This is a genomic window from Paramicrobacterium chengjingii, from assembly GCF_011751765.2.
GTDB lineage: Bacteria > Actinomycetota > Actinomycetes > Actinomycetales > Microbacteriaceae > Paramicrobacterium > Paramicrobacterium chengjingii.
Genome location: NZ_CP061169.1, coordinates 3,585,861 through 3,600,115, shown reverse-complemented (window position 1 = coordinate 3,600,115; position 14,255 = coordinate 3,585,861). Strand labels below are relative to the sequence as shown.

The window sequence follows — 14,255 nt, the reverse complement described above, 5'->3', positions numbered from 1 at the left end:
GGCGCGCCGTCCCCCATTCACCGTCTGTTCGGAGAGATGTGCTGTGATGTGGGTATCCGAAGAAGCCAGCGAATGGATGCGTCGTGACTCCACGAACGGCCGAATACCCGAGGCCGGACCACTTTCTTCTGCACATCAGCGACACTCACCTTCTGGGTGGGGGGCGCCGACTCTACGATGTCGTCGATCCTGCAGCACAGTTGCGTGAGCTGTTTGATGAGGTCGAGGCCTCTGAGGGCCGCCCCGAGGCAATCATTTTCACCGGTGATCTCGCCGACAAGGGAGAGCCCGAAGCATACGATCTGCTTCGAAACATTGTCGAGCCGGCGGCAGAGAGGCTTGGCGCCCGCGTGATCTGGGCGATGGGCAACCATGACAACCGTGCCGCGCTGCGTGTCGAGCTGCTCGGTGAGCCGCCGAGCATGCGTCCGGTCAATCGGGTCTACGACCTCAATGGGTTGCGGGTCATCACCATTGACACCAGTGTTCCCGGTGAACACTACGGTGACCTGACGGCAGAGCAGCTTGTCTGGCTGCGTGAGCAGCTCGCTGTGCCTGCGCCGCATGGCACCATTCTCGCCATGCACCATCCCCCGATTCCAAGCGTTCTCGATCTTGCCGTCAGCGTTGAGCTTCGCGATCAGCATGAGCTGGCTGAGGTGCTGCGCGGATCGGATGTGCGCAGCATCATTGCCGGACACCTTCACTACTCGTCGATGGCGACGTTTGAGGGCATTCCGGTATCTGTGGCCTCGGCGAGTTGCTATACGCAGGATCTCAATGTGCCGGTGGGCGGAACGCGTGGCCACGACGGTGCGCGAGCGTTCAATCTTGTTCATGTATACGAGAGCACTGTGCTGCACTCGGTCGTGCCGCTGGGGCAGTATCGTGCGCTCGACTATATCGATGCTGACGAGACTGCGCGGCGGCTCGATGCAGACGGAATCGAGTTTCCGCTTTCGCGTACGCAGGCTGCCGAGGCTGCGTCACGCAGGGTTCCGACGCCCGTCGGTTAGCGCTTCCCGAACGCAATGCAGAGGTGGACGGTTCTTCTGCACTCGTCGTTCCTGCCCGGCGCGCTCCACGTGTCGTTTCGTCACCCGTCCGTAGCGTCTGGGTGCGGCTCATCGGCGCCGGCTGCCCTGGGCGGGCCACGTGGCACTTCGAGCGGTTGAACTCGTGCAGCAACTGCCGGGCGCACTCCGTGTAGCGCGTCGAGTGGTGTGACTCGTGCGTGTCTGTTCCCCCGGGGCCGCCGCGTACGTCAGGTGCGCGGCCTGGTATCTCGGCCAGGGTCGGGTCCGGTGTCGTTATCGTCTCCGGTCTTGCGCCGGCGTCCTAAATACCGTCGATTGACGTACCAGTCTGGTGGAATCAGTCTCGGTTGCCCTGTGTTGTCGCGGGTGAGAGCCCATTCGCCTCGTTCGACAAGCCTGTGATGAAACCAACACAACATGACACCGTTGGTGGCGTCGGTCTTCCCGTCTTTCGCCCACCCCTGAACATGGTGAGCTTCACACAGCCAGGCGGGGATGCCACAGTCAGCGGCAACACACGTGCCGCCATCGCGTGCGATCAGGGCGAGGCGTTGCTTCGGGGTGAACTCACGTCTGGCATACCCGAGGTTCAACACGTCACCGTGCTCATCGATACGCACCTGTCGGGTGTCGCCGTCGCATCGCATCTGCTTCACAAACGACATGGGTAACGGTGCTGGTGTTCCCGGTGACCAGGCAGCACCCGTGCCTGCTTCGAGGTCATCGTTTTTCACGGTGACGAGCACGGTGGGTCCTCTGCCGTGGAGTTTCGGTGCAGACTTCTGTTTCCCGGTGCCGCCGATGATCGCTGTGAACACGTCAGCACGTTCCTGCTGCCTCGACCGTGCTTCCGGTTCTTCACCGTGGGCTGCGAGTTCTTCGGTCTCCATGAACTTCGGTGACGTTCTCTTGGACATGAATGCGTCAAACACCGGTGTCACCTGTGCCGCCTGTTCCGGGGACAGGGTGCCGGTGATTCTCATACTCCCGTCGTCCTGGTGACGAAACACCAGAGCACGTGCTTCATGGAGTTCTTCCGCTGTGGGTTCCACACCATCCGGATCCAAAGCAACACAAAACATGCGGGCCTGCTGACGCAGAACATCAGCCGTGACGGGGATCTCACCGAATGCACCCGTGGCGTTGCCCAACAGTGTCGCCTCGGCCCACTCTGCTTGTTCCGGTGCCACCCGAGACAGTACCGGCGCCAACGCCGATGTGATCACCTCAGCAACATCCAAACCGATCGTGCCCTCAGCAAGAGCATCCGCCGTCAGCGAGAACACCGGATCCAACGGCAGCCCCGTGTCAGACACCCGCGGAGTCGTCTGCTCGGCGACCTTCGCGTACCGGTGCGCTGTGGAGTTCTTCACCCCCGTCACCTTCTCAAACAACGCTGTCGGGCTGGATGATCCGTGACGGGCAGCAAGACCATCAAATCCAGCATCGGTATTGGAGCGCCGGGCAATGTCTCCGACGTTGGAGATTTGGCGGCCCTCGATAACACGGGTGATGTTCCCCAACAGCCCGGTATAGGTCAGGAGGGCGTCGGCAGACAGTGCGGCCGGATCAATCCTGGCAAGCTCAGCAGCGCTAGCAAGCGTGTTCTCCGCGGCACGCACAGCTGCAGCATCCGGACCCTCCACAGGCTCGAAATCGGAGACTGTCGCTGTGTTTTGCATGACCATAGTTTGCCAGTAGCCACCGACATTCCTACCGACACAAACCCCCGATCACACCACCAATGTGGATAACTCGCAAAACTTGTTGCCTGTGGACGACAAAGCGAGACAAACGCAGGCCAGGAGCTGAAGCCCGTGAAGCTATATCTCTTCCTTCTCCCAGGGCGCTGGGAACGGGAAGTAGCGATTGAGGAAGTTCAGCACGGCCCGCGTGCGTTCGGCATCACTGAGCTCGGGGTTCGACCCGTCATTGAGACAGAACATGTCCTGATCCCGTTTGCGCAGCAGCCGCTCTAAGGCAGGAACAGCGCTCTTCAACGTCGTCTCGATGTACTTCACCTTCGCTTGCCTCTGCTCCACGGCTCGCCCCGTCATGAGCGCGTAGTAGTGGTAGAAGGAATTCGTTACCGATATGTCGGTGGCTGAGCGGAACCGTGCGGCTGCAGTGCGACGGAACTCCTCGGGAAACTCGCGTTCCATCTCGCTCAGCACGCTTACCCGTAACGGCGCGGCGCAGTGCTCGAGGTGGCGCGTCGTCACCTTGCCGAATCGGGCGTGCAAGACTTCCCGATTTACTCGGGCGGCGTTCTCATGCCCGCTGCGCGTGGGATCGGTGTCTCCGAGCCCAATACGCGTGCGTGCCTCGACAAACTTGGTGACACCGCCCGGCGAGAAGAAGAGATCGGGGCTGACGGTGCGCCCAAAGAACATGTCGTCATTGGAATATAAGAAGTGCTCAGCCAGGCCAGGGATGTGTTGGAGCTGGCTTTCGACGGCGTGAGAGTTGTGCGTTGGCAGCACACTCGGATCGGCAAAGTGCTTATCGGCCGGTACGAAGGTCACCTTGGGATGGTGCTGAAGCCATGCGGGTGGCGGCGAGTCTGACGCGATAAAAATGCGACGAACCCAGGGCGCAAAGAGATAAATACTTCTAAGGGCATATTTCAACTCATCGATCTGCCGAAAGCGGGCGACGGAGTCGTCCCCCTCCCCCACGACCACACCGTCCATCTGCTCTGCACGCGCCTTCTGGTAGTCGGCACTCGTGCCATCAACCCACGAGAAGACAACATCGATATCGAAGCCGATGTCACTTGCGAGCTCCGCGAACATGTTCTCGAGCGTCGGCCACTCCCTGCCGAATCGTGTGACCGTCGCGATCACCGCTTCGGAGCGATCAAGCTGTTGCCGTGTCAGAGCGTTGGGGGTGGGAGCGACGATCGTCTGGTCTCCGAAACTCCAGAATTCGAGCTGCGGTGCTGACTTCGGGCCATACCGGAGTCGCCCGATCGGTTCGACGCGCGGGCGATAGAGCCTGAGAACCTTAGCCTTCGGATCTGTCGATAACGCTCCGTCGGCAATGAGCACAGAGCGCGCGTCTTTGTCCACGGTATAGAAGGGCGCCGCAGAGCGGTCGTGATCGTGCTTCTTCGGCAAGGTCAGTGCGTAGAACGGCTCATTCGCAAAAGCCGTGGCAAACGCTGCTTCTACAGCGCGGCGGTCGCGGCGGTCAACCGCGATCGTCTCTTGGTCATCCTCACCACGCACGAGGAGGTAGTCGATATCCGCCTGTTCAAGCGCTTCGGCGATGGCGATCAGGTCTGAGACCATCGCATCGCGGGGGGTGAATGTTCCCGTTGCGAGCGAATAGAGGCCCTTGCGGTGCACGACATCGTCACGATCAAAACGCTTCCGATCATCTACCCGAATAACTGGTTCGTCGATAGAGAATCGCGGCGCATCGTGGACGGGCTCGGGGGCTGTCGGATCTGCGGAGTCGCTCGCGTGCTCTCTCGACCGGAACGCCGGTGCTGTATCCCTGTCGAATCGGATGTCGTCTGAATCGCCCAATGGACCCCCTTTTCACTCGCTAGTCTACGGCCAGGGGCGCGAGACGACGATGCCCGAGATCGGCTCGATCTCGGGCATCGCAACTGGACTAGAGAGTTACAATGTTCTACTTCTCCAGAGCGAATCCGGTTGTCCAGCTCGTCTTCTCACCTGCAGCGAGAGTGAGCTGCAGGAAGCCGAGCGACTCGAGCTCACGGGCTCGCTTGAGTGAGCCGGCGTCAACGGCGCGGAGGCCCCCTGAAATGACGACGTCGGACAGAACGCTCTTCGCTTCGGTGTCGTCACCCGCGATCAGGACGGCTGTCTGCACGGTGCCCACAGTGCCGCCGATTAGGGTCGCCGCGAAATTCGTGTTGAACGCCTTGAGCACCGCGGTGTCGGGAAGCTTGGCGGCGATCTCGGCTGTCTTCGAGGAATCCGATGGAACGACGAGCGAATCGAAGGACTCGAAGTCGACGGGGTTCGTGATGTCGACGACGGTCTTGCCGGCGAGTTGTGAGCCATACGTGGCGAGCACCTCGTCAACGGCTGGATGTGGCAGCGCGAGGATTACGATGTCGCCTGAGAGTTCGTCGCCGATCACGCCAGCGGTAACCGCTTCTGTGACGCGTGCCTTTTCGATGTCGCGGCCGATGACCTGAACGGAATGCCCGCCCGTCAATCCAAGTGTCGCGATAGCTGTGCCCATGTTGCCCGCGCCGATGATCGAGATTGTCGTCATGTTCTTCCTCCAGATAGTCCGAATGGATCGCGGGGTCGTGTACCGAGCGTCTCACTGTTTCATAGTTGTTGCAACAACTAAAGTAATAGAAATTAGTTGTTGCGTCAAGTAACTGTAGAATGGGGAGATGACAGAACCACACTGGCTCTCGCCTGAGCAGCTCGCCGCGTGGACTCGACTGGTTGCGGTCGTTGAACTGCTGCCCGGTGCCCTCGACACCCAGCTTCAGCACGATGCTGACCTGACTCACTTCGAGTATTTCACGCTGGCTATGCTTTCGGAGGCCGAGGGGCGGTCACTGCGCATGACCGCACTCGCGTCCCGCACGAACGCCACGCTCCCCCGCTTGTCACACGTCGTCTCACGATTGGAGCGCCGGAACTATGTGCGCCGGGTTCCGGACGTCGACGATCGTCGCGCCATCAACGCCCAACTTACCGATGAGGGGTGGCGGAAGGTACTCGACACGGCCCCGGGCCACGTCGATACCGTGCGGCAGAGCGTGATAGACGCCCTCGACGAGCGCGACATTGACGATATGCGACGCATTATGGCCAAAGTGCTCGATCGCCTCGACCCCGACCGACGGTTCGGAATGACAACCGGACCCATGTAATCGGCGCTTGTCGCCTTCTTCGCATCGGCTCGTGGCAGAGTGCCGATGTTTTCGTGACCCCGAACGCGATGTTCGCTGTCGGCGAGGTCAAAAAGTTAGCACTCGGAATAGGGGAGTGCTAATCTCAGTTGCAGTTGAGTAGTACACACTCAAGTTTGGGAGGTTACCTAATGACTGCAACATTTGACCCGTTCCGAGAGTTCGCATCGCTCGCCGGCGCATTCGCCGACTCGCCCGCTGGGCCGCGGAAGATGCCCATGGATCTCTACCGCGACGGCGACACCTACGTGCTCAACGCAGATCTGCCCGGAATTGACCCGGGTTCGGTCGATATTGACGTGGACGGTCAGCTTCTGACGATTCGCGCGGAGCGCACGGTGTCGAGCGGTGACGGGGTGAAGTGGATCACGCGTGAGCGGGGGACTGCTTCATACGTGCGCCAGCTCAGCCTCGGTCAAGGCATTGACACCGAGATGATCAGCGCAAGCTATGACAACGGCGTGCTCAGCATCATGATCCCGGTGAGCGAACGCGCAAAACCTCGCAAGATCACCGTGAACTCGGTGAGCGCCGAATCGGCCCCGGAGCTGAACGACGTGGCCTCAGCGTAATCGGAGAACGGCCGTCGACCGCTTGGTCGGCGGCCGTTGTGCGCGCATCGCGGCCACCCATCCACGACTGACCGCGTCACAACGTTCCAATGATGACAGCGATGCCTGAGGCAAGGGCAAAGAGCAGGATGCCGTAACGCAACGCCGCGCCTCCGACTCGCTTGTGCGTGACGGAGCTGATCCACACGCCAACAATGACAGCGGGCAGAAGCCATAAGGCTAGATTCGTGCCGCTGCCACCGAACTGGCCACCGAGCGCGAGTGCGATCAGCGAGATCACCTCGCCTATGAGAAAGCAGAGTGCGACAGTCGCACGGAGTTCGGCAGCAGGTCTGTGCTGGTAGACGAGAGCAAGTGGCGGACCACCGACGCCCGTCGCGGTTTCGCTGAGCGCCGTTACAGCGCCCGCGGCGAGGAACGCCGCGGGACGCGGCGTGAAACTCGGCGCGGCGAAGCTGACCAATGCCGCGAGGATCGTGGTGCCTCCGATGAGGTACCCAAGGTGGTTTTCCGGGATAAGCAGAAGCAACCAGATGCCAAGTGGCGTCGCGAGCACCCTCGCGACTGTGATCCACCCGGCCCCGCGGAGGTCGATATGACGGCGCTCCCGCCATGCGACGAGGGCGTTGAGCGGCAGCATCCAGATCAGAATCGCCACAGGCACAAGGCTGGGCTCGACGAGTGCAGCAATCGGGGCTACGAGCATTGCAAAGCCGACCCCTACGGTGCCCTGCAGAAACGCGCCAACGCAGACCGAGATCGCGAGAAGGGCGATTGCCTCAATCGTCATTCACTTCCCCCATTTAAACGCGCTCCCATACGATAGCCCGAACGAACGCTGAGGTCAGGATGGCACCGGATTCATGACCGGCACAGCCTGTCGCGATAGTGTTTTTTGTCGTCCCCGATCGGAAAGCTCTTCATGACTGAAAGCCCCCTCGACGAGAGCCCGTACGACGTGCTCGGCGTCGACCGCTCAGTGAGCGATGCGCAGCTTCGCCGCGCCTATCGGCGTCGGGCGCGGCAGACGCACCCCGATCTCGGAGGAAGCGCTGCGCTCTTCAACGCCGTGCAGCTTGCCTGGGAGCACGTGGGAACGCCCGAAGCACGGGCGCAGTACGACAAGCGCTCGTCTGCTCGCCCGGCATCCGCTGCCGATACGGACGAGGCAGACCATGTCTGGAGCACCGGACGCACGCAGTCGACGCAACGAGATTCGCGGCCGAAGGCCCGTATGTACGGGCATCCAGGCGGGCGAGCACGCGATCGCTTCACCACACTGATGCGCGAGTGGGTCGGCCGCGGCACGGAGCCCATTGATATCTATGACGAGGCGCTCATCCGTCGTGCCCCGACCGAGATTCGGCACTCGCTCGCCGACGCTCTCGCCGAAGAGGCAACGGCCCGAGCACTGGGCGAACTTGGCATGGGGTACACCGTGTGGCACGGGGTGGCGACGGACAGAGGAAGTGATAGGTGGGTTGTCGACGCGGATGCGGCAGCAAGCGACACCCGCAAGATCGACCATGTCGTGCTGGGGCCGAGTGGCCTGTTTGCCGTGCAATCGGAGGACTGGGGCGCGCCCGCGAGAGTTCGGCGCGCTGATCTCATCAGCGAGGCCCTCGGCAAGGGGGAGAAGCCGATGCATGCACTCGCGACGCGTGCGAAGGCTGTTGCTCGTGCGGCTCGCGTCACGTTCACGGCGCTCGTGATCGTGCTGCCAGACGAGGCGCTCGACGCTGCGATTACAGCACTCGGCCGTAACCGCGGCATCGCGTCATTCGCTGTGCAGCGCTCGGTTGTCGGGCACTTTCTGCGCACGGGAGTTCCCGATGCGACGAGGCCAGCGGGCACCGACATGTTCGAGGTGCGCACGCGGCTTCAGAACAGCATCCATCTGGTCTGATCTCCGTCGCGCGGGGGATGCGACGAGATTGCGCCCTGGCTAGCCTGGTGCCACGGTTGCGGGATGCACGGCGAGACCAGCGGGAGATGACGGTGATGGGCGGGCGCAAGGGCAGCATAAATCTCGGTGCAGGGATGGCAATCGGAGTGGGCATCGGGATGGCTCTTGGTGTGGCGCTGGACAACATGGCCGCGGGAGTGTCCATTGGCATCGCGCTGGGAATCGCGTTCGGTGCCGGCTTCAACAACCATCCGCAACACAACGACTCCGGTGACGGCCCGGGGGAGGACCCTGATCCTTTCCAGCCGCGGGAGTGACCGGGGTCAGGCGAGGGAGAGAGCGACTCCATCGAGAATGTCGTGCTCACTCGTGACGACGGAATCGAGCGTGGATCCCGCCGCCGAGACCGCCTCGACGGTGCGCGTGAGCACCGTGTGCCAGGTGAGCGAGCCTGCGGCGATGACGTCGACGCGGCCTGGGTGCATGTAGGGGAGTGCGGCCCGCTGCTCGCGTGGCATGCTCGCGAGGTCGTCGCAGGCATCGAGCATCGCCTGCATGCTCAGGCGAGTCCCATTGATGGCTTCAGGGTCGTAGCTGTCGAGACCGAGGGCGTGCGCTGTGAGGGTTGTGATGGTCCCCGCGACCCCGACGATTTCGCGTACTCGGTCGAGGTCCACTGACTCGGCAGCGATGTCGATTGCGGCGTTCACGTCGCGCACGACGCCGGCCCGCTGCTGCGCTGTTGGCGGATCGTTCGAGATGTTGCGCTCGGTCATGCGCACGCAGCCGACGTTCATGGAGTAGGACGAGAGGGCGTCGCCGTCACCGAGCACGAGCTCTGTTGAGCCGCCCCCGAGGTCGACGACGAGGCGGCCGGTTCCTGGTGGCAGCACGCTCGTGGCGCCGCGAAACGACATTTCGGCTTCTTCGGTGCCCGAGAGAACTTCGGGCTCGACGCCGATGATGTCGCGAACGGCATCGATGAAGACGAGCCGGTTGGCGGCATCCCGGGTCGCCGACGTCGCGACAAAGCGTACGCGTTCGACCCCGTGTTTCTGACACTGAGCCGCGTAGTCGCGTGTGGCGTCGAGAGTGCGATCGAGTGCGGCATCGTCGAAGCGACCTGTGCGGTCAACGCCTTGCCCGAGGCGCACGACCTCGAGGGTGCGCACGATGTCTGTGAGCTTTCCGTCCACCACATCGGCAATGAGCAGGCGGATGGAGTTGGTGCCACAGTCGATGGCGGCGACGCGGGTCATTGATGCTCCTTTACAGTGGAGCATCCTGCCTGGGAGCTCCTGGACTCCACCCTATTCCTGTGCGGATGACCTGAGTCGGCTTCTCGCCTTGACGATTCATTTGTTAAGACAATAGGATGTAAGCAAGCTTGAGCACTTCACGAGAGAGCGATACATCGACGTATGACAATGCAGAACGAAGCATTCGACCTCATTACCATCGGTCGAATCGGCACAGACATCTACCCACTCCAGGACGGCGTGGGCCTTGAGGACGTCGAGACGTTTGGCAAGTACCTTGGCGGAAGCGCCACAAACGTGGCCGTGGCCGCGGCCCGTCACGGGTTGCGCACCGCCGTTGTCACGGGGGTGGGGAATGACCCCTTCGGCCGATTCTGCATTCGCGAAGCGGGAAGGCTCGGCGTTGACAACCGATACATCTTCGTCGATGAGGAGAACCCGACGCCTGTCACATTCTGCGAGATCTTCCCGCCAGACGACTTTCCGCTCTACTTCTATCGCAAGCCACAGGCTCCCGACCTGAACATCAGGGAGGAGAACCTCGACATCGACGCGATCCGCAACGCCCGCATCTACTGGTCGACGGTGACCGGTCTGTCAGAGGAACCCAGTCGCAGCTCGCACTTTGCCGCCTGGGATGCTCGAGGCCGCCGCGAGCACACGGTTCTCGACCTCGACTACCGCCCCATGTTCTGGGAATCGGCCGAGATTGCCCGCGAACATGTGCAGAAGGCCCTTGCGCACGTGACCGTCGCTGTCGGCAATCGCGAAGAGTGCGAAGTCGCCGTGGGAGAGACCGACCCGCAGCGCGCAGCCGATGCGTTGCTCGATCGAGGGGTCGAGATTGCCATCGTCAAACAGGGGCCGAAGGGCGTGCTCGCCAAGACGCGGGACGAGAGCGTTGAGGTGCCGCCGTACTTCGTCGACGTCGTCAACGGCCTCGGCGCCGGCGACAGCTTCGGGGGAGCGCTGAACTACGGGCTGCTGAGCGGGTGGTCGCTCGAGCGCACACTTCGCTTCGCCAACGTTGCGGGTGCGATCGTCGCGTCGCGCCGCGAATGCTCAACGGCGATGCCGGAGACACATGAAATCGATGAGGTGCTGAAGGAGAGCGACTATGTCGGCAACTGACACCGTGACCGCAGAGCCGATGATCACGCCCCAGCAATTCCACCAGCTGCGCGAGACGCGCGCGTTCCACCCAGAAAAGGTGGCGGCAGCGCACGCGGCACGCACGCGTCGTCCGCTGCTGACCGACGGTCGCCTGTTCATTGTGGCCGCCGATCACCCGGCACGCGGAGCGCTCGGGGTGCGCGGCGAACCCATGGCCATGGCCGACCGCTACGACCTGCTGAATCGTCTGGCGCTCGCCGTCAGTCGCCCGGGCGTCGACGGTGTGCTCGGTACTCCCGACATTATCGATGACCTCGCCCTTCTCGGTGTTCTCGATGACAAAGTGGTCGTCGGCTCCATGAACCGCGGAGGACTCAAGGGCGCTGCGTTCGAAATGGACGATCGCGTCACCGCCTACGACATCAATTCGATCGTTCGCGACAGACTCGACTTTGCCAAGACGCTTCTGCGCGTGAATCTCGACGACGCCGGCTCGGCGCGAACCCTCGAGGCGAATGCGCAGGCGGTGTCGGATGCCGCGGCAGCATCCGTTCCCATTATGGTCGAGCCGTTCATGAGCGATTGGACCGGCGGATCCGTTGTGAATGACCTGTCGACGGCTGCCGTCATCACGAGCGTAGCCATTGCCCAGGGGCTCGGAACGAGTTCCGCATACACCTGGCTGAAGCTGCCCGTCGTCGACGACATGGAGCGGGTGATGGCGTCGACGACGCTGCCGACACTTCTGCTCGGCGGCGACCCCTCGGGAAGCCCCGACGGGACCTACGCGCGCTGGGCCGACGCCCTCACGCTCCCCGGAGTGCGCGGGCTCGTCGTCGGGCGCACCCTTGTCTACCCGCCAGACGGCGATGTTGCCCGCGCCGTCGATACAGCAGCAGCGCTCGTGCACACGAGCACACACTAAGACTTGTCAAAGGAGAAGCACATGACCACCACTACTGATCTTCCTGTTGTTTCGCATTGGATTGGGGGTGTGGAGTTTGCGTCGTCTGGTGGGCGTGTGTCTGCGGTGTTTAATCCGGCTACTGGGCAGCAGACGAAGAGTCTTGCGTTGGCGGGTGATGGTGAGATTCGTGCGGCGGTCACGGCGGCGTCTGGGGCTTTTCCGGGGTGGCGTGATTTGTCGATGGCGAAGCGTCAGGGCATTGTTTTCCGGTTTCGTGAGTTGTTGAATGAGCGCAAGGTGGAGTTGGCGGAGATCATCACGAGTGAGCATGGGAAGGTTGTCTCTGATGCTGCGGGTGAGATTCAGCGTGGTTTGGAGGTTGTGGATCTGGCGTGTGGGTTTCCGCATCTGATTAAGGGTGAGTTTTCGGAGAACGTGTCGACGGGTGTTGATGTGTATTCGATTAAGCAGCCGTTGGGTGTTGTGGGGATTATCAGTCCGTTTAATTTTCCGGCGATGGTGCCGTTGTGGTTTTTCCCGATCGCGATCGCTGCGGGGAACACTGTGGTGTTGAAGCCGAGTGAGAAGGATCCGTCTGCGGCTTTGTGGATGGCGCGGCTGTGGGCTGAGGCTGGGCTGCCTGCTGGTGTGTTCAATGTGTTGCAGGGTGATAAGCAGGCTGTGGATGGTCTGCTGGAGGCTGCGGAGGTGCGTTCGATTTCGTTTGTGGGGTCGACGCCGATTGCGCAGTACATTTACGAGACTGCGGCGAAGCATGGCAAGCGGGTGCAGGCGTTGGGTGGGGCGAATAACCACATGCTTGTGTTGCCGGATGCTGACCTGGAGTTGGTGGCGGATCAGGCGATCAATTCGGGGTTCGGGTCGGCGGGTGAGCGGTGCATGGCGCAGTCTGTGGTGATTGCTGTGGAGCCGGTTGCCGATCAGCTGATCGAGAAGATCACGGACCGCATGGCGAAGCTGAAGGTCGGTGATGGGCGGGAGAATCCCGACATGGGGCCGCTTGTCACGGCGGCGCACCGGGACAAGGTGGCCAGCTACATTGATATTGCTGAGCAGGACGGTGCCGACATTGTTGTTGACGGGCGCGGGTTCACTGTGGATGGTGCCGAGGATGGGTTCTGGTTGGGTCCGACGCTGATCGACAATATCCCGTTGACCTCGAAGGCGTATGACGAGGAGATCTTCGGGCCGGTGCTCTCGATTGTTCGGGTGGGCACGTTCCAGGAGGGAATGGATCTGATCAACTCGGGACAGTTCGGTAATGGCACGGCGATCTTCACTAATGACGGGGGTGCGGCACGGCGGTTTCAGAACGAGGTGCAGGTGGGCATGATCGGCATCAATGTTCCGATCCCGGTGCCGGTGGCGTATCACTCGTTCGGCGGGTGGAAGCAGTCACTGTTCGGCAGCTCCAAAGCCTATGGTGTGCACGGGTTCGATTTCTTCACCCAGGAGAAAGCGATCACCTCGCGCTGGCTCGATCCCGCGACCCACGGCGGCATCAACCTCGGCTTCCCCGAAAACGACTAGAACAACAACGAACAGCCCGACAAAACGACCCACCGACAGCACCCGCAAACCACGTAAAGGAGCAGACTCATGACGCAGTGGTTCTTCCGCAACGGCGAACTCGCCCGCGACGGTTGGCAGAGCGTCGTGGATGCGAGCCTTGAGGGCTGGCGGCACACGGGACTGCGCATTGCGCAGCTCGCCGATGGAGACAGCGCGCCGCTGGAGTCGGGAGACATCGAGCGGCTCGTGATTCCGCTGGCCGGATCGTTTCACGTGGAATACACGACAGGTACACGAACGGATGCTGTCGAGACGAACGCCGTAAAGCTTGGCGGCCGCCGATCGGTGTTCGACGGGCCGCCCGACGTTCTCTACCTGCCGGTCGGCGCATCGGCGACGGTGACAGGCACAGGCCGCGTTGCCGTTGCCGAGGCGCCGGTTTCTGAGAAGCTTGCTGCCGAGCCGCATCCGGTCACGTACATTTCGAAGGCGGATGTTCCCGTCGAGCTGCGTGGTGCCGGGCGATCGAGTCGGCAGGTGCACAACTACGGAACGCCAGCAGCGCTCGCTGCATCGAAGTTCATCGTGTGCGAGGTGATCACACCCGCCGAGAACTGGTCGTCGTTCCCCGCACACAAGCACGACACGAACGTGCCGGGCACCGAGTCGCGGCTCGAGGAGATCTACTACTTCGAGACGGCAGTCTCCCGTGGGCTCGCGGCGCCGCCCGAGGCTGACCCGTTCGGACTCTTCGCGACGTACTCGTCGAACGCGGGCGACATCGACATCAACGCTATTGTGCGCACCGGCGACATCGCGCTCGTTCCGTATGGGTACCACGGGCCGGCGGCTGCCGCTCCCGGATACGACATGTACTACCTCAACGTCATGGCCGGGCCCGACACTGAGCGGGTATGGAACATCACAGACGACCCCGCGCACGGGTGGGTGCGCTCCAGCTGGGAAGGGCAGGAGTTTGACTCCCGGCTCCCGTATCGCGAATCAGAAGGGCAGTGACG

At 62.1% G+C, this 14,255-nt stretch carries 14 protein-coding genes; 9 read left to right on the top strand and 5 right to left on the bottom strand.

The annotated features are described in order from the left end of the window. Positions 1-83: 83 nt before the first annotated feature. Entirely contained in the window at positions 84-1,016 is a 933-nt protein-coding gene (locus HCR76_RS17365; RefSeq protein ID WP_166986254.1) for a phosphodiesterase, read from the top strand. A gap of 248 nt (positions 1,017-1,264) precedes the next feature. On the opposite strand, the gene HCR76_RS17360 is transcribed toward HCR76_RS17365, so the two are convergent. From HCR76_RS17360 to HCR76_RS17350, 3 genes are all read right to left on the bottom strand, one after another. Further along, a complete protein-coding gene (locus HCR76_RS17360; RefSeq protein ID WP_166986257.1) occupies positions 1,265-2,719 on the bottom strand; it encodes an HNH endonuclease in 1,455 nt (484 codons plus the stop codon). A 141-nt stretch (positions 2,720-2,860) separates the two neighbouring features. Beyond that, positions 2,861-4,330 carry a stealth conserved region 3 domain-containing protein gene (locus tag HCR76_RS17355; protein ID WP_166988102.1) on the bottom strand — a complete coding sequence of 490 codons (1,470 nt, stop codon included), beginning with the start codon at positions 4,328-4,330 and terminating at the stop codon, positions 2,861-2,863. 346 nt (positions 4,331-4,676) lie between these two features. After that, positions 4,677-5,291, bottom strand: coding sequence for an NADPH-dependent F420 reductase (locus HCR76_RS17350; protein ID WP_166986260.1), 615 nt, complete (start codon positions 5,289-5,291; stop codon positions 4,677-4,679). 127 nt (positions 5,292-5,418) lie between these two features. Here HCR76_RS17350 and HCR76_RS17345 point away from each other — a divergent pair, with 127 nt between their 5' ends. Both HCR76_RS17345 and HCR76_RS17340 read left to right on the top strand, forming a co-directional pair. Next, on the top strand, positions 5,419-5,907 hold the full coding sequence (locus HCR76_RS17345) for a MarR family winged helix-turn-helix transcriptional regulator (RefSeq protein ID WP_166986263.1): 489 nt from the start codon (positions 5,419-5,421) through the stop codon (positions 5,905-5,907). 170 nt (positions 5,908-6,077) lie between these two features. Next, positions 6,078-6,518 (top strand): Hsp20/alpha crystallin family protein, encoded by a 441-nt coding sequence (locus HCR76_RS17340; RefSeq protein WP_166986266.1) that lies wholly within the window; start codon positions 6,078-6,080, stop codon positions 6,516-6,518. Between the two features lie 76 nt (positions 6,519-6,594). Here the strand turns inward: HCR76_RS17340 and HCR76_RS17335 are convergent, their stop codons facing one another. Continuing rightward, positions 6,595-7,308 carry a sulfite exporter TauE/SafE family protein gene (locus HCR76_RS17335; protein ID WP_166986268.1) on the bottom strand — a complete coding sequence of 238 codons (714 nt, stop codon included), beginning with the start codon at positions 7,306-7,308 and terminating at the stop codon, positions 6,595-6,597. A 132-nt stretch (positions 7,309-7,440) separates the two neighbouring features. Here HCR76_RS17335 and HCR76_RS17330 point away from each other — a divergent pair, with 132 nt between their 5' ends. Further along, a complete protein-coding gene (locus HCR76_RS17330) occupies positions 7,441-8,424 on the top strand; it encodes a J domain-containing protein (RefSeq protein ID WP_166986271.1) in 984 nt (327 codons plus the stop codon). A 47-nt stretch (positions 8,425-8,471) separates the two neighbouring features. Next, a complete protein-coding gene (locus HCR76_RS17325; RefSeq protein ID WP_166984730.1) occupies positions 8,472-8,741 on the top strand; it encodes a glycine zipper domain-containing protein in 270 nt (89 codons plus the stop codon). Between the two features lie 6 nt (positions 8,742-8,747). Here the strand turns inward: HCR76_RS17325 and HCR76_RS17320 are convergent, their stop codons facing one another. Further along, positions 8,748-9,683, bottom strand: coding sequence for a Ppx/GppA phosphatase family protein (locus HCR76_RS17320; protein WP_166986274.1), 936 nt, complete (start codon positions 9,681-9,683; stop codon positions 8,748-8,750). Between the two features lie 162 nt (positions 9,684-9,845). On the opposite strand from HCR76_RS17320, the gene iolC reads away from it, so the two are divergent. From iolC to iolB, 4 genes are all read left to right on the top strand, one after another. Continuing rightward, positions 9,846-10,814: a 5-dehydro-2-deoxygluconokinase gene (gene iolC, locus HCR76_RS17315; RefSeq protein WP_198248100.1), complete on the top strand. Its 969-nt coding sequence runs from the start codon at positions 9,846-9,848 to the stop codon at positions 10,812-10,814. Continuing rightward, complete coding sequence (locus HCR76_RS17310; RefSeq protein WP_166986277.1) at positions 10,801-11,721, top strand: Cgl0159 family (beta/alpha)8-fold protein; 921 nt, start codon at positions 10,801-10,803, stop codon at positions 11,719-11,721. The genes iolC and HCR76_RS17310 overlap by 14 nt, the downstream gene beginning before the upstream one ends. Positions 11,722-11,742: 21 nt before the next feature. Then, positions 11,743-13,254 carry a CoA-acylating methylmalonate-semialdehyde dehydrogenase gene (locus tag HCR76_RS17305; RefSeq protein ID WP_166986280.1) on the top strand — a complete coding sequence of 504 codons (1,512 nt, stop codon included), beginning with the start codon at positions 11,743-11,745 and terminating at the stop codon, positions 13,252-13,254. A 69-nt stretch (positions 13,255-13,323) separates the two neighbouring features. Then, positions 13,324-14,253 carry a 5-deoxy-glucuronate isomerase gene (gene iolB, locus HCR76_RS17300; protein ID WP_166986283.1) on the top strand — a complete coding sequence of 310 codons (930 nt, stop codon included), beginning with the start codon at positions 13,324-13,326 and terminating at the stop codon, positions 14,251-14,253. Positions 14,254-14,255: the final 2 nt, after the last annotated feature.